This is a genomic window from Sphingomonas sp. So64.6b, from assembly GCF_014171475.1.
Lineage (GTDB): Bacteria > Pseudomonadota > Alphaproteobacteria > Sphingomonadales > Sphingomonadaceae > Sphingomonas > Sphingomonas alpina_A.
The window spans coordinates 3,845,314-3,860,782 of record NZ_CP048817.1; the positions used below are offsets into that span (position 1 = coordinate 3,845,314).

16 protein-coding genes are annotated in these 15,469 nt (G+C 63.9%); 6 read left to right on the forward strand and 10 right to left on the reverse strand.

From position 1 onward, the window contains the following. Positions 1 to 40: 40 nt before the first annotated feature. From G4G27_RS18280 to G4G27_RS18295, 4 genes are all read right to left on the reverse strand, one after another. On the reverse strand, positions 41 to 808 hold the full coding sequence (locus G4G27_RS18280; RefSeq protein ID WP_183109958.1) for a 3'-5' exonuclease: 768 nt from the start codon (positions 806 to 808) through the stop codon (positions 41 to 43). Between the two features lie 647 nt (positions 809 to 1,455). Then, a complete protein-coding gene (locus tag G4G27_RS18285; RefSeq protein WP_183109959.1) occupies positions 1,456 to 2,838 on the reverse strand; it encodes a phosphomannomutase/phosphoglucomutase in 1,383 nt (460 codons plus the stop codon). 54 nt (positions 2,839 to 2,892) lie between these two features. Next, positions 2,893 to 3,171 (reverse strand): DnaJ domain-containing protein, encoded by a 279-nt coding sequence (locus tag G4G27_RS18290; RefSeq protein WP_183109960.1) that lies wholly within the window; start codon positions 3,169 to 3,171, stop codon positions 2,893 to 2,895. Positions 3,172 to 3,181: 10 nt separating this feature from the next. Further along, positions 3,182 to 3,964 (reverse strand): division plane positioning ATPase MipZ, encoded by a 783-nt coding sequence (locus G4G27_RS18295; RefSeq protein WP_183109961.1) that lies wholly within the window; start codon positions 3,962 to 3,964, stop codon positions 3,182 to 3,184. Positions 3,965 to 4,084: 120 nt separating this feature from the next. Here G4G27_RS18295 and panC point away from each other — a divergent pair, with 120 nt between their 5' ends. The 3 genes from panC to G4G27_RS18310 all read left to right on the forward strand — a co-directional run bounded on the left by panC (position 4,085) and on the right by G4G27_RS18310 (position 5,797). Next, complete coding sequence (panC, locus tag G4G27_RS18300) at positions 4,085 to 4,942, forward strand: pantoate--beta-alanine ligase (RefSeq protein ID WP_183109962.1); 858 nt, start codon at positions 4,085 to 4,087, stop codon at positions 4,940 to 4,942. 93 nt (positions 4,943 to 5,035) lie between these two features. Beyond that, complete coding sequence (locus G4G27_RS18305) at positions 5,036 to 5,332, forward strand: SEL1-like repeat protein (RefSeq protein ID WP_183109963.1); 297 nt, start codon at positions 5,036 to 5,038, stop codon at positions 5,330 to 5,332. 60 nt (positions 5,333 to 5,392) lie between these two features. Beyond that, entirely contained in the window at positions 5,393 to 5,797 is a 405-nt protein-coding gene (locus G4G27_RS18310; RefSeq protein ID WP_183109964.1) for an MAPEG family protein, read from the forward strand. A gap of 5 nt (positions 5,798 to 5,802) precedes the next feature. Here G4G27_RS18310 and G4G27_RS18315 read toward each other — a convergent pair whose 3' ends face one another. Next, entirely contained in the window at positions 5,803 to 6,246 is a 444-nt protein-coding gene (locus tag G4G27_RS18315; RefSeq protein ID WP_183109965.1) for a GNAT family N-acetyltransferase, read from the reverse strand. Then, positions 6,243 to 8,813 (reverse strand): type I DNA topoisomerase, encoded by a 2,571-nt coding sequence (gene topA / locus G4G27_RS18320; RefSeq protein ID WP_183109966.1) that lies wholly within the window; start codon positions 8,811 to 8,813, stop codon positions 6,243 to 6,245. The genes G4G27_RS18315 and topA overlap by 4 nt, the downstream gene beginning before the upstream one ends. A 149-nt stretch (positions 8,814 to 8,962) precedes the next feature. On the opposite strand from topA, the gene G4G27_RS18325 reads away from it, so the two are divergent. Continuing rightward, entirely contained in the window at positions 8,963 to 9,436 is a 474-nt protein-coding gene (locus tag G4G27_RS18325) for a hemerythrin domain-containing protein (protein WP_183109967.1), read from the forward strand. A gap of 38 nt (positions 9,437 to 9,474) precedes the next feature. Here the strand turns inward: G4G27_RS18325 and G4G27_RS18330 are convergent, their stop codons facing one another. The 4 genes from G4G27_RS18330 to plsY form a co-directional block, all read right to left on the reverse strand. Further along, positions 9,475 to 10,233, reverse strand: a complete 759-nt coding sequence (locus G4G27_RS18330; RefSeq protein WP_244624410.1) for a TonB family protein — start codon at positions 10,231 to 10,233, stop codon at positions 9,475 to 9,477. A gap of 120 nt (positions 10,234 to 10,353) precedes the next feature. Beyond that, the gene (locus G4G27_RS18335) at positions 10,354 to 10,995 is read right to left on the reverse strand and encodes a hypothetical protein (RefSeq protein ID WP_183109969.1); all 642 of its coding nucleotides are present in this window, start codon (positions 10,993 to 10,995) and stop codon (positions 10,354 to 10,356) included. A gap of 16 nt (positions 10,996 to 11,011) precedes the next feature. Further along, on the reverse strand, positions 11,012 to 12,112 hold the full coding sequence (gene dprA / locus G4G27_RS18340) for a DNA-processing protein DprA (RefSeq protein ID WP_183109970.1): 1,101 nt from the start codon (positions 12,110 to 12,112) through the stop codon (positions 11,012 to 11,014). Then, positions 12,105 to 12,710 carry a glycerol-3-phosphate 1-O-acyltransferase PlsY gene (gene plsY / locus G4G27_RS18345; protein WP_183109971.1) on the reverse strand — a complete coding sequence of 202 codons (606 nt, stop codon included), beginning with the start codon at positions 12,708 to 12,710 and terminating at the stop codon, positions 12,105 to 12,107. Before plsY ends, dprA begins: the two co-directional genes overlap by 8 nt. A 101-nt stretch (positions 12,711 to 12,811) precedes the next feature. On the opposite strand from plsY, the gene murI reads away from it, so the two are divergent. Both murI and G4G27_RS18355 read left to right on the forward strand, forming a co-directional pair. Then, on the forward strand, positions 12,812 to 13,609 hold the full coding sequence (gene murI / locus G4G27_RS18350; RefSeq protein WP_183109972.1) for a glutamate racemase: 798 nt from the start codon (positions 12,812 to 12,814) through the stop codon (positions 13,607 to 13,609). Between the two features lie 59 nt (positions 13,610 to 13,668). Next, positions 13,669 to 15,414, forward strand: a complete 1,746-nt coding sequence (locus G4G27_RS18355) for a hypothetical protein (protein WP_244624411.1) — start codon at positions 13,669 to 13,671, stop codon at positions 15,412 to 15,414. The last annotated feature ends 55 nt before the right edge of the window (positions 15,415 to 15,469 follow it).

A 15,469-nucleotide genomic window follows, 5' to 3' on the forward strand; every position in this document is an offset into this window, starting at 1 on the left:
CGACTCGATTGACTTCGATCAATCCGAATCGGCGCGCGGATCAGTCCTGAAACAGCGTCCCTTGCGGCTTGTCACGACCGACCACTCCACCGCCACGACGCCGTGCGAGCTCGGTTTCGGCGGTGAAGCGCACGTCGATGTCGCGGTCGCCAAGGAAGATAGCGAGCGAATCGTCACTGATCTCGCGCCAGTCCTTGCCGCGATCCGGCCCCTGCCGGACACTCGGCAACAGGCCAGGCAGGTTCGACCATTCGATCAGCTGCGCCACGCCGACCTGGTTGAGCATGTCACGCAGATGGAAGGCAGTGACATAGGAATCGGGGAAGGCGCGGTGCGCGGGCAGGCCGCGCTCATGGATCATCCCTTCCGGCTTGCGCCAGTAACGCAGCATCTGGTTCGAGAAGCTCGGGCTGTCGGGCCAGAGTCGCAGCGCGCATTTCCAGGTGCAGATCCATTGCGCATTATGGGTCAGCGCGGGCGTGCAGAATTTCATCTCATAGTCCGCGCGGTGCGCGGCGAGCGCGATCCGGCGCGGCCAAGGATCAAGCACCGGGCGCGCGACATCATGCCAGAAGGGCGCGTCGGCGACCTGTTCGTCGAGGATGTGATGGATCGCCTGAGTCAGCGGCGGGATCGGCCGCCCCGGATTGACGAAGCGTGCACCGCCCTCGCCCTGCAGCTCCCAGCGGCCATCGGCACCGAGCGCGACATCCTGCCAGCCAATCTCGCACACGCCGTGCGCAGGCGGGGCCTGGCCAGTGGTTTCGAGGTCGACGACGCGGATGATCTGGGGAGGTGGCGGAGGCATTGCATTCTAGGTGGCGGTTGCCGGGGCGAAATGCGAGTCTCTTCTTGGCGACAAAATCCCGAAGACGGCAGGGTTGGGCGTCGACCGGCCTGTGGACAGGCGAGTCATTGGTGGGTTTCGTCATGTCAAAGAGCGGTCGGCGGTCGTGATTGGAGAGTGCTAACCGTTGCGCCCGCAGCGTTGAATCGGCGGCATTGGTCCGCCTGAAACTGCTGCGTTTCCAAACCCGAATTTCCCGTGGCTACGGGAAAGCCAACGGGAAAATGCTTTTTCGGGCGCGCCACGGGAATTTACGGGAAAAACTACGGGAATTTCGGTGGAGCCGCACGGGAATTTTGTGAGCGCGCTACGGGAATATCGGGAAAAAACTGGGGTGAGATCATGGTCTGCTCGCTTCCGGATCTGCTCGATTCAATGGCCGGCCAGTGGGTTTTACCGATGACGTCAATGTGGCGCGGAGGGCAGACATGACGACGACGGTGAGCGCCGTGAATCGGTGCCAGCACCATAGCCGTCACCCCAGCGCAGGCTGGCATCTCTCTGCGAGGCTCGACGTGGTCGCCCAACCATGGAGACCCCCAGCCTTCGCTGGGGTGACGCCTTGGGTGGTCAGCACTGCCGGTTTTGACAAGCGATCCCGTACGAGATCAGTGCCCCGCCTGTTCCCCGCGCACCAGCCCGCTCGCGGCAAGCTGCGCGTCGATCATCGCGAGCAGCCGGTCGAGTGCGGCCTGATCCTTTGCTTCGGCGCGGGCAACAAGTACGTCCTGCGTGTTCGACGCGCGCAGCAGCCACCAGCCGTCGGGCGTGTTGACCCGCGCACCATCGGTGCGATTCACGTCCGCGCCTTCGTTTTCGAGCCGGCTCAGCACTTCCTCGACCACCGCGAACTTGCGGCTTTCATCGACCTGGAAGCGCATCTCCGGCGTGTTGACCAGGGCCGGCATCGCGCCCCTGATCTCGGTCATCGACTTACCGATCATGTGCACCGCACGGATCAGCCGGACGGCAGCATATTGCGCGTCGTCAAAGCCGTAATAATCATGCGCGAAGAAGATATGGCCGCTCATCTCGCCGGCGAGAGGTGCGCCCGTTTCCTTCATCTTGGTCTTGATCAGGCTGTGACCGGTCTTCCACATCAGCGGCTCGCCGCCGAGCTCCCTCACCCGGTCGAACAGTGCCTGCGATGCCTTCACATCCGCGATGATCGTCGCGCCGGGCAGTTCCTTGAGCACCGGCTCGGCCAGGATCGACAATAATTGATCACCCCAGATCACCCGACCCTGGCCGTCGATCGCGCCGATCCGGTCGCCATCGCCGTCAAAGGCGAGGCCGAAATCGAGCTGTTTCTCGGCAACCAGCTTTTTCAGATCGGCGAGGTTCTTCTCCTCGGTCGGATCGGGATGGTGATTGGGGAACGTGCCGTCGACATCGGTGAACAGCAGATGATGTTCGCCGGGCAGCAGCTTGGTCAGCTTCTCAATCACCGGGCCCGAAGCGCCGTTGCCGGCGTCCCAGCCGATCCGGTACGCGCCACCGGCATAGCCGGCGAGCAGGCGCCCGACATAATCGTCGACGATGTCGGCCTCGGTGACCACGCCCTCGCCTTCTTCCCAGTCGCCGGTCTCAGCCAGTTTCGCCAGATCCTGAATGTCGGCACCGAAAAACGGCAAATGCTGCAGCACCATCTTGAAGCCGTTGTAATTGCCCGGATTATGGCTGCCGGTGATCTGAATGCCGCCATCCACTTCAAGGATCGCCTCGGCATAATAAAGCTGCGGCGTCGGCCCCATGCCGGTGCGCACCACATCAACCCCCGACGCGGTCAGCCCGGCGATCAGCGCGGCCTCGAGCTCTGGCGACGAGGTGCGTCCGTCATAGCCGACAGCCACGCGCGTGCCCCCGGCGCGACGCACGCGCGTCGCGAAACCGCGCCCGATCGCGGTCGCATCGGCCGGACCCAATGTTTTTCCGACGATGCCGCGAATGTCATATTCGCGCAGAGACGTGGGGTCGAAAACATGGGTCATTCGAAAAAGCTCCGTGAAAGTGTCGGTCGCCTAATCTTCGGCGCGCCGGAAAGTTCAATGGCGCCGCAGCAACACATCGCGCGCGGCGTTGACCCGGCGCGTCAATTCGGCAGATCCGCCATGATCCGGATGGACCGCATTGATGAGGCGGCGGTGCGCGGCGCGGATCTCGGTCTCGCTTGCCTCCGCAGGCACGCCCAACACCGCGCGCGCCGCGCTATCCTCGCCATTCTGCGGCTCCGGCCGAATTCGCCGGTGAGTCCGTTTCGGACCCTGCCACAAATACCAGCCGGTATAGGCGACCAGTATAGCGATCAGTATTTTGAAGATCATGGTCGCGGGCTCAAGCGAACAGCGGCAAGACAGGTTCGGGCAAAGCGAGCGCACCCATCATCTCACGCAGTTCCTGGCGCGCGGCGACATGGGCAAGGCCCATTTCGCCGAATTCGCGCGCGTCGAGCATGGTCAGCCCCTTGGGAAAGAGCTCGCGATAGATGACACGTTCGCCAAGGCCCGGAATGATGCGGAAACCGACGCGCTTGGCCAGCTGGTCGAGCGCCTCAGACACGCGGCGCATATTGCGTGCCTCGATATGCTGGACGCGGTTTCGCAGCACGACCCAGTCGATGGTCGAACCATCGGCCTTGGCGCGCGCCTTGCGCGCATCCCAGATCAGCTCGGCATAGAAGCTTGGACGAGTGACTTTGTAAGTCACCGGATCGACCTGCCCGATCAGGTCGAAATCGACGAAACTGTCGTTCATCGGCGTGACCAAAGTGTCCGCTCGCTGCGCCGCGATGCGCGCAAAGCGGTCGTCGCGACCGGGCGTGTCGATGACCAGGAAGTCGCAATCCCGGGTGAGCGACTCATACACCTCTTCAAAGCGCGTCAGGCTTTCGCCGTCATGCGTTGCATGGCGCGGGATCGGTAGTTCGCGATTGGTCCGTTTCGATGTCTCGGCGCGATTGTCGAGGTACCGCCCCATGGTGCGCTGGCGATGATCGAGGTCGAACGCGGCGACCCGCGCCCCGCGTGCTTCCAGCGCGATCGCAACATGCACCGCAGTCGTCGATTTCCCCGTGCCGCCCTTTTCATTGGCGAACACGATGATGTGCGGCTTCCGCACCTGTGGCTTTTGCGCAACCGTCGACAAAGTCTGCTACATCCCCTGGTTGCTAGGCTGGACCGCCCCCCATAGAAGGCCCGACCGTCCATACCGCCCGTCCATATCGAAGGCCCGACCAGCGTGCAAACCATCCGTCAGACCGAGTCCCTGCGTGAGGCAGTCGCGGCATATCGCGCAGAAGGTGCCCGCGTCGCGCTGGTGCCGACGATGGGCGCGCTGCACGCCGGACATATGGCGCTGGTCGAGGCGGCGAAGCGGCCGGGCACGCGGGTGATCGCGTCGATCTTCGTCAATCCCAAGCAGTTCGGCGCGAGCGAAGACCTGTCGCGCTATCCGCGCAAGGAAGCGGCCGACACGCGCATGTTGAAAGAGGCGGGCTGCGACCTGCTCTGGATGCCGGCGGTCGAGGCGATGTACCCGGACGGTTTCGCCACCAACATCTCGGTTGCCGGGGTCAGCGAAGGGCTCGACGGCGCGGCGCGGCCGGGGCATTTCGACGGCGTCGCGACGGTCGTGACCAAATTGTTCAATCAGGTCCGTCCCGACATCGCCTATTTCGGCGAGAAGGATTTCCAGCAGCTCGCGGTGATTCGCCGCATGGTGATCGACCTGGATATGGATATCGAAATCATCGGCGTGCCGACGCAACGCGAGGATGACGGCCTCGCCCTGTCGTCGCGCAATGTCTATCTCGACGAGGAACAGCGCGCCCGTGCCGTGGCGCTGCCGCGCTCGCTCGGGGTCGCCGCGAAGGCAATCGGCCGTGGCGACGATCCGGAAGCTGCGCTCCAGACTGCACGAGAAGCGCTTATCGCCGCCGGTTTCGAGATCGACTATGTCGAACTGGTCGATGCCACCACGCTCGCGCCCGATGGTGATCCCGGGCAGCCGCGACGCCTGCTCGCCGCCGCCCGGCTCGGCACGACCAGACTGATCGACAATCTCGCAATCGACGCGTTTTCGATTCAGCAAAGCTGAACAATCCAAAACAGCCCCAACGCCCGTTAACCATTTGTTGACCACAGACCGGCAAGGTTGTGCCGTAGAAATGGTTAATGGGGGTTAATTGACATGGGCAGCAGCCTGAAGAGCGCACAGTTCCTGATCGAGAGCCGGCTCGCCGATGCGGCGCGCGGCGATCCGGATGCGTGTTATGATCTCGGCATGGTCTATTCGAGCGGCGCGGCCGGAATCGATATCGACCTGATCGAGGCGCATAAATGGTTCAACCTAGCCGCGGTCGCGGGCAGCGAAGCGGCACAACTCTGCCGCAGCGAGATATCGGAGGACATGACCGCGCGCGAAATCTCGATCGCACAAAAGTCAGCGCGCGCCTGGCTGCAGATGACGAGCGTTCGCGCCGCCTGAGATGGCCTTGTCCTTCGATCGGGCGTAGCACCGTCTCCGTAACGATATACGGAGAGGACGATGCACCTGACGATCACCGCACTGACCGCGGTCGCGCTTGCGCTGCTGCTGGTCATTCTGTCGGTCACCACGATCCGTATGCGCATGAAACATCGCGCATCGTTCGGCGACGCCGGTCAGCACGGCCTGACCTCCGCCATCCGCGCGCATGGCAACCTCACCGAATATGCGCCGATCGGGCTGATCCTGATCGCGCTGCTCGAAGTCAATGACGCCAGCCACACCCCGCTGGGCATCGTTGCCGCCGCCTTCGTTGCCTGTCGCCTGCTCAATGCGATCGGGCTGTTCAACCCGCCCGGACCACCAACCGCGACCCGATCGATCGGCATCGTCGGCACGCTGCTGATCCTGTTCGGGTTGGCGATCTGGCTGTTCATCCAGGTGCATTTGCCGCTGCTCGGCTGACGCCATTATCCAGCGAGCGGCAATTCCATATCGACGCGGTGCATGCCGGGTCCCCAGCCATTGTCGATCCGGCCGAGTTCGCGCGCGCCGAAGCGCGCGAAGAAAGGCGCGGAATGCTGGCTCGCCGCGATATCGAGCAGCGCGGCGTCCAGACCGAGCGCCCGCTCCTTCGCGGCAGCCATCATCGCCGCGCCGATGCCGCCGCCCTGCATCGCCGGATCGACCAGTATCCAGTTGAGATGCGCCCGGCCGGTCGCGCCCGGAGCGACAGCAAATCCGGCAGCGAGATCGGCGCCGCGCTCGACCACCATATAAAGACCGGCATTCCCGTCGAGATAATTCATGAAGTCCGCGCGTTCATTGACCGCGAAAAAGGCCGGCGCGTTGGCGTCGAAAATCGCCAGCATGCGATCGCGGTCGGTCTCGGCGTAACGCCGGATCCTGGTCATTCAGCCGCCACTGCCGCTTTTGTCTTTTTCGCCGGCGCCTTTTTGGCCGGAGCCTTTTTCGCTCCCGCCTTGGCTGGCGCTTTTTTGACCGGCGCTTTCTTCTTACCCTTTTTCGACGGTCCCGCCGCCGCACGCGCGTCGAGCAATTGCGCCGCCTCTTCGAGCGTCAGCGCATCCTTCTCGATCGACTTGGGCAAGGTCGCATTGGTTTCGCCATCGGTAACATAGGGTCCGTAGCGCCCCTCCATCAGCTTGATCTCCGCCTCGGTCCGCGGATGCTTGCCGAGGATCTTGAGCGGCGCCTGGGCGCCGCGCTGCGGACGCCCGCCGCCCGCCGCCGCCTCGGCGAGCTTGACCACCGCCGCATTCATCCCCGTTTCAAACACGTCCAGTGTCGATGTCAGCCGGGCATATTTGCCGGCATGGGCGAGATAGGGTCCGTAACGCCCGATCGACGCGGTGATCGGCTCACCGCTTTCAGGGTGCGTGCCCACGGTGCGCGGCAAGCTGAGCAGTTTCAATGCCCATTCCAGATCGAGTTCGGGAATGTCCTTGGGAATCGAGGCGCGCTTTGCATCCTTGCCTTCACCAAGCTGAATATAGGGACCGAACCGCCCCGATTTACGTTCGACCGGGAGGTTGGTCTCCGGGTCCACACCCATCGTCTCGGGACCGGCATCGCCGCCCTCGTCGCCGCCGCCCTGACCGAAGCGACGGGTATATTTGCACTCCGGATAATTGGAGCAGGCAACGAACGCGCCGAATTTGCCGCCGCGCAGCGCAAGCCGGCCCTCGCCGCAATTGGGGCAGAGCCGCGCATCGCCGCCATCGGCCTTGGCCGGGAAGAGATAGGGTTCGAGGAACAGGTCGAGCGCCGCGGTCACTTCCGACGGCTTCTGCTCCATCACTTCGGTGGTGCGCGGCTTGAAGTCCTTCCAGAACGCCTCAAGCACAGACTGCCATTGCGCGCGGCCGCCCGAGACTTCGTCGAGTTGGTCCTCAAGACCCGCGGTAAAGTCGTACCCGACATATTGTTCGAAAAAGCGTTCAAGGAACGCCGTCACCAGCCGTCCGCTTTCCTCCGCGAAGAAGCGATTCTTCTCGACCCGCACATAGGCGCGGTCCTTCAGCGTCTTGATGATCGAGGCATAGGTCGACGGGCGGCCGATGCCGAGTTCCTCGAGCCGCTTGACCAGCGATGCTTCGGAGAAGCGCGGTGGCGGTTGCGTGAAATGCTGTTCGGCGGTGACCTGTTTCTTGGCCGGCGCGTCGCCCTCGCGCATGCGCGGCAGGCGGCGGCTTTCTTCGTCGGCACTGTCGTCCGAGCCTTCCTCGTACAAAGCGAGATAACCGGGGAAGAGCACGACCTGACCCGTGGCGCGCAGGCCGGTCTGGCCCGATCCGTCGAGCAGTTCGACCGTGGTGCGCTCCATCCGCGCGGACGCCATCTGCGAAGCGAGCGCGCGTTTCCAGATCAGATCGTAAAGCCGCGCATGATCGCCGCCGCCCATCTTGTCCTTGCCGAAATCGGTCGGACGGATCGCCTCATGCGCTTCCTGCGCATTCTTGGCCTTGGTCTGGTACTGGCGCGGGCTATCCGGGACATAACTCGCGTCATAGCGATCGGCGACCGCTTTTCGCGCGGCGGAGATGGCGCTGCTGTCCATCTGCACGCCGTCCGTGCGCATATAAGTGATCGCGCCGTCTTCGTAGAGCCCTTGAGCGATGCGCATGGTATGATCGGCGGAGAAGCCGAGCTTGCGCGATGCCTCCTGCTGCAGCGTCGACGTGGTGAAGGGCGGCGGCGGATTGCGCGTGGCCGGCTTGACCTCGACCGAGTCGACGCTGAAACGGCCTTCCTCGACCGCCTTCTTGGCGCGCAAAGCGGTGCCTTCCTCGCCAATCGACAGCCGGTCGAGCTTCTTGCCTTCGAAGGTCACGAGCCGCGCCTGGAACGGCGTGCCGTCCTGTTCCATATCGGCGACGACCGACCAATATTCCTGTGCCTTGAACGCTTCGATCTCGCGTTCGCGCTGGACGATCAGGCGCAGTGCGACCGATTGGACACGGCCAGCCGACTTGGCGCCGGGCAGTTTGCGCCACAGCACCGGGGAGAGCGTGAAGCCGACCAGATAGTCGAGCGCGCGGCGCGCGCGATACGCATCGATCAAGTCGGTATCGAGCTCGCGCGGATGCTTCATCGCCTCGGTCACCGTCGCCTTGGTGATCGCGTTAAAGGTCACGCGCTGCACATCCTTGGGCAGCACCTTGCGATTGCGCAGCACTTCCTGAACGTGCCACGAAATCGCCTCGCCCTCACGATCGGGATCGGTTGCGAGGATCAGACGGTCGGCGGTCTTGGCGAGATCCGCGATCGCCTTTAATTGCTTCGCCTTGTCGGCGTAATTTTCCCATTCCATCGCGAATCCGTCATCGGGATTCACCGAGCCGTCCTTGGGCGGCAAGTCGCGCACATGGCCGTAGCTCGCGAGAACGCGATAGTCCGAGCCCAGATATTTCTCGATGGTTTTCGCCTTGGCGGGCGATTCGACGATGACAAGCTGCATAAATGGAAAAAGCGTCCTTACGTGTACGCGCGAGGGTGGAAAGCTTCGGGCCTGCCCGTCAAGGGGCATTACCATCAACAGATAGGAGGTCAGCTTTTGTTAGGAAGTGGCCGTCACAGTCAGATTGAGGAAGTGGAGACAAATTTCAGTTGGGTCTCAATGACATGGTCGATTACGAAACCCTGATGCTTGAACATGACGCCCTCACTGTGCTGGCGACCCGGCTGATCGACATGGTCGTGCCCGATGATGGAATGGACATCGGCCCGACGCGCCTGACAGCGGCGATCGCGGCGCGCGATGCGCTATCCGGCGCGCTGATGCAGCACCTCCATACCGAGGATAGCACCATCTACCCTAAGCTGATCGGTGGCAACGATGCCTCCGCGGCAGCGGCGGCGCGACAAGTCGTTGCTGAATTCAAGGACCTGATCGGCGACTGGATGGCCTATATGGCGGACTGGCCAATCACGCGGATCGAAGCCGAATGGCCGGTTTTCAGGAGCGCCACGATGGAGTTGATGCGCCGGCTGAATGGGCGAGTAAGGCGCGAGAACGAACTTCTCTATCCGCTTGCGCTCGCCGCCGCGCATATAACGTTGCGGGCCACGCCGGAATGCTGAACATCGGTACCCCACCGGCGCGAGGGTGAGGATATCGGTCATCGACGGGGCTCCCTTTGCGCCGGCTGCTGGTCGATTTCCCAGACATGATCCTCGACCAGGATCGACCGCACCGGCCGGCCGCGCGCGTCGCGTGACGGTTCGAAGCGGAAGCGCTGCTCGATCAGCCGGCAGGTGGTAAAGTCGAGCAATTCATTGCCGCTCGAATGGGTGATGAGGCAGCCGGTCGCGCGACCATTGGCTTCGACCGTGTAGCGCACCGACACGGTGCCGCCGATTCCCGCCGCGCCGACCGCGCCGGGATAGTCCGAATCCTTCAATCGTCCGCTGCGCCGGCGCGGCGGGCTTTCATAACCGCCATCGCCGTCACCATCGCCGTACCTGCCGCTGCCCAGCCCATTGCCTTCGCCGCCAGCCCCCGTGCCCGGCCCGCGTATATCCGCAGCCCCGGCCGATGCCTGGGCGCCAGGTCCGGCGATCGGGGCGGCGACCACCGGCGGCGGCACGGTCGTCACGACGACTGGTTGCGGCGCGACCACCTCGGTCGGTTTGGCGCGCAGATTGGGCGGCGACGCCGCGCCCTCGGCCCGGCTCGCCTTGCGGTGCGGGATCGTTCTCTCGGGTGGCGGGGGCGGTAGGCTCGGCGCGATGCCGAACAGCTTGAGGTCGTCGCTTAGCCGGTCGGTCGAATGCACCGCGAGGCCGGCGATCAGGATATAGCCAAGCACCAGCTGCACGACCACCGCGGCGATCGCGCCCTTGATCCGATCGGGCAGTCTCGATTGATCAGCCGTCACGCGCGATCCTCGATCCGAAAGCGGTGCCGGTATAACGCCCACCGGCCCGATCCGTCGCATCGTCGATGACCGCCGCTAGGCGTCGGACGGGCGAGAGCGAGAAATCGGTGCAGACCTCACTCAGGCAAAAATCTCGCTGAGGTGATCCTGCGTCGGCCGCAACAACGAGTAGAGCGCGACGCTCAGCAGCCATGAGCTGACGAACGCCGCGAATATCACGGGATAGAGTATCAGCGACGCAATCAACGGCTGCTGGTCGATCAGCATGCCCGCAACGCCGATCGCGATCACAGCCGCTGGCACGAAGATCACCAGCAGCACGCCGAGGATAGGCCATAGGTTCGGCCGAGTCAGCGCCCAGCTTTCGCCGAGCGCGCCGCTGACCGTCTGCTCTTCCGCCAGCAGGACGGCCGACGCCACCGACCAGCGCACGCTGAGAAATATGCCAGGCACGATGAGCAGGACATAACCGAGGAGAATGCCGAGGCCGGACAGGATATTGACCCCCCAGAACGCGCCGAGGCCATTTCGGCGCGTCTCGTCACGCAGGCCGCGCCGCTCGAGCGCTGTTCGAACCAAGACATATTGCGCGACCAGGCTGGCGATGCCCGCCGGCAGAGTGCCGGCATCGCCGATCGTCAAATCCAGCGCGATGTTGACCCCGACGAGACCGGCGAGGCAGGCCATCGCGGTCCCGGCATTTTCCTGCATGAGTTCGCCCAGCCGGGTGAAGATGTCCTGAACCGTCAATGCTTCATCCATCGTCCCGACCCCTCGATCAAACGCCGCTCACCCGGCCGCCGGCATGGCGTTCGAGCCGCCCGGCCAGCTCCAGTTCAAGCAACACCATCTGCACCACCGCCGGCGCGAAGCCCGACTGACGGATCAATTCATCGACCGCGACCGGCACCGGACCGAGCAACGACGTCAGCGCATGACGCTCGGCATCGCTGGCATCCTCGGGCAGCGGCCCGGCGAAGCGCGTGACCGGCGAGCGCACCATTCCCGCATCGATTGGGCGAATCGTTTCGAGCACATCGGCGGCGGACTGAATGAGGATCGCGCCGTCGCGGATCAGGCCGTTACACCCCTGCGCGCGCGGATCGAGCGGCGAGCCCGGTACCGCCATCACTTCGCGACCCTTCTCACCCGCCAGCCGCGCAGTAATCAGCGAGCCGGACTTTGGCGCAGCCTCGACCACCACTGTCCCAACCGCGAGCCCGGCAATGATGCGGTTGCGATAGGGAAAGTGGCGCGCACGCGGCTCAGTACCGGGCGGTTGTTCGGCGATCAGCAGACCTTCGCTCGCGATCCGTTCCTGCAGCACCGCATTTTCGGGCGGATAGACGATGTCGATGCCGCCGGCGATCACCGCGATCGTGCCGCCCTCCAGCGCGCCGATATGAGCGGCGGTATCGACACCGCGCGCCAGACCCGACACGACCGCAACGCCTTCATCGGCAAGCTGATACGCCAGTTGCCGCGCAAAACGGCACGCGGCAGCAGACGCGTTGCGCGCGCCGACCATCGCCACCGCGCTGCGGGCCAGCAACGCCATATTCCCGCGCACCATCATCACCGGCGGTGCATCGTCGATCTCGGCGAGCAGTGATGGATAGTCGACCTCGTCGATAAACAGGTGCCGCGCGCCGAGTTTCGCCGCCATTGCCAGTTCACGCTCCGCGACCGACCGGTCCGCCACGACCGGCGCACGACCACCGCCCCGCGCGGCAAGATCCGGCAGTATGTCGATCGCGGCAGCGGCATCGCCGAAGCGCGTAATGAGCTGGCGGTAGGTGACCGGGCCGATCTGCGCGGTACGGATCAGGCGGAGACGGGCAATCGCCGCTTCTTCGCCCCGCCCGACGGGTTCAGCCACTCTTGCGGCCGATCCGGGGCTCGGTACCGTCAAGCAGGCGGTCGATATTGGCGCGGTGCTTCCACAGCACCAGCAATGCGAGCGCGAGCAGCAGCAGGACGATGTCGAACTGTTCGAAGAAAGCGGCGGCGACCGGCGCGCTGACCGCCGCTGCCATGCCGGCGAGCGACGAGACGCGCAGCGCCGCGAGCAGGCCAAGCCACACGCCGGCATAAATCAGCGCGCTCGGCCAATGCAGCGCGAGGATGATGCCCATCATCGTCGCGACACCCTTGCCGCCACGAAATTTGAGCCAGACCGGATACAGATGGCCGATAAAAGCCGCGGCGGCCGCCACCACAGCGGTTCCGGGGAAAAGAAATTCGCACAGAATCACCGCGGCCCAGCCCTTGGCCGCGTCGAGCAGCAGCGTCGCCGCCGCAAGCCCCTTGCGTCCGGTGCGCAACACATTGGTCGCACCGATATTACCCGAACCGATCGTGCGCAGGTCGCCAGCGCCGGCCAGCCGCGTCAGAATCACCCCGAACGGGATCGATCCGAGCAGATAGCCCAGCACCAGCGCGCCCGCCGGCGCCAACCACAGATATTCCGTCGGCAAGTCGTCCCCCTTATGTTCGGATATAGCGGACACCGCGCAAGACGCCAACAATCTCCGTCAACCGACCTTGCCCCCGCGCCCATCGACGCTAAGCGACAGATATGAGCGATATGCGGCCGATCCTGTTCTTCGATTCCGGTGTCGGCGGCCTGTCGGTACTCGGTCCGACGCGCGCGCTGCTGCCGGCGGCGCCATTTGTCTATGTCGCCGATTCGGCCGGTTTTCCTTATGGCACCAAGAGCGAAGCCGAGATCGCCGCGCGCGTGCCCGCCTTGCTCGGGCGGCTCGCCGAACGATATCGTCCGCGCCTGATTGTCATTGCCTGCAACACCGCATCGACCATTGCGCTGGCGGCGGTGCGCGCCGCGCTCGACTTGCCCATCGTCGGTACCGTACCGGCGATCAAACCTGCCGCCGCGATCAGCGTGACGCGCGCGATCGGGGTGCTCGGCACCAAGGCCACAGTGCGCCAGCCCTATGTCGACGACCTCACCGCGCGCTTCGCCAGCGATTGCCTGGTGCTGCGCCACGGGTCGGCCGAACTGGTCGAACTGGCCGAAGCCAAGCTGCGCGGCACGGCGACCGACCCGGCGCGCTATGCCGCGGTACTTGATGGGCTGTTAAGCCAGCCGGGCGGCGAGCGGATCGACACGATCGTCAACGCCTGCACCCATTTTCCGCTGGTCGAGGCCGAATTGACCGCCGCCGCACCCCGGGCGATCCGCTTCGTCGATGGCAGCGCGGGGATTGCGCGGCGCGTGGCGACGCTGACGCAGGGGCAGGAATGGCCCGACGCCGCAGGTGAGGGGCGCGCCGTTTTCACCGGCGGAAACGCCGATATCGCCGCGCTGGCACCGGCGCTGGCGCGCTATGGCCTGAACCGGCTGGAACCGCTTTAGGGCCAAGGGCGCTGGCATCACCGGCCCCGGGCCGTTACCAGCGACGAGCGTGATGGTTCATGGCGGCCACAAGGACGGGGACTGTTCTGACCGATACCGTACAGGAGCCGCCATTCGCGGCGCGGAACGCCATTCGCGACCATGGCGTGCTGCTTGCAACCTATGTGGTGGCGATGCTGCTGTTTTTTCGCGCACCGGTGCTGAGCGGGTTCGATCTGGGCTTTGGCGATCGTGCCGATGGCCTGATCGAAATTTCCATTCTCGAACATTGGCGCAACGTCCTGTCCGGCGCCAGCAACTGGGCGACGACCGGCTATTTTTATCCCTATGCCGGCACGCTGGGCTATAATGACGGCTATTTCCTGTACGGCCTGGTCTATTCGTTCTGGCGCCTGTTTGCCGATCCATTTCTCGCCGACACGCTGAACATCTTCACCTTCAAGACGATCGGCTTTTTCGCCGCCTATGCGCTGGTGGCGCGAAGTCTGAACTGGGGCCGCCGGTCGGCACTGTTCGTCGCATCGATCTTCACCATCGCCAATGGCCTGTGGGTGCAGGCGGGGCATGCTCAACTTCATATCGTCGCGCTTCTGCCGCTCGCGATGATCCTGGTGATTGCCATCGTTCGCGCCGAACGGGAAGGACGTCCCGGCCGCAGCCGCCTCGCCGCGATCGCATTGGCGGCGCTGCTCGCCGCCTGGCTTCTCACCGCCTATTATATGGCCTGGTTCGCCATATTCTTTTCGGCACTCTATGTAATATCATATGCAGCGACGATACTATTCACCGACCATCGTCTGCTTTTCGCTCATTTCTATCGCCGAATCACGACGTTATTCATATTCTTGTTCTCATTTATCATATGCCTGATTCCCTTTCTTGTTCTCTATCTGCCGAAGTTGCGGGAGACGAACGGCCATGATTTCAAGGCTTATTCCTATTATTTGATCAGGCCGCTCGACCTGATCAATGTCGGATCCGAAAATTATCTATGGGGATGGCTGATCCGCCTGTTCCGTGACGCCATGGGCGATGCGGAACGGGCCGACCGGCTGATGGGCGGCGAACATGTGACGGGCTTCCCCGTGCTGCTGTTCATTCTGATCCTGGTTGCCATCGTCGGAGTCATTGCCGGGCGTCGCCCCGCCGCCGGACGCCCGACCCCACCCGAACTGCGCGCGCTGGCACTGGCGGTGGTCTTGAGCTGGGTGGTTGCCCTGAAGTTTTTCGGCTTCTCCTTCTGGCAGATCGTATCCGAATTCGTGCCCGGGGCGGGCGGAATCAGGGTCATTCTGCGCTATCAGTTGTTCGTGATCCTGCCCGCACTGCTGCTGGTGGTCTGGGCCCATCGCGAACGGGCGCACCGCCTGATGCAGGGAAGGCCCGGGCTGATGAGCGGCCTGATCATGCTGCTCATCGCGGAGCAACTCGGCAGTGCGTCGGCGGCGCATTTGAGCCGATCGGCGCACAGCGCGGAATTATCGGCGATCCCGGCGCCGCCGGCGTCGTGCCGCTCCTTCTACATCGTCGCCGCGCGCAAGGACGAAGCGACCTATGCGAACGACAAATTCGACAAGCTCTATCCGCACAATGTCGATGCCATGTTCCTTGCGCAACGCTGGAGGCTGCCGACGATCAATGGTTTTTCGACCTTTAATCCGCCGGACTGGGAATTCGCCGACCCGCTGGCATCGAGCTATGATTTCCGCGCGATGAGCTATGCGCGGCGACATGAACTGCGGCATGTCTGCCGGCTGGACATGCGCGACACCAAGCCGTGGAGATTGATGCCGGAAACGGAATGACAGCCGAAGAGCGCCAGCCGCCGGTCGATTTGCGCTCGATACGCCTAAACTGGTG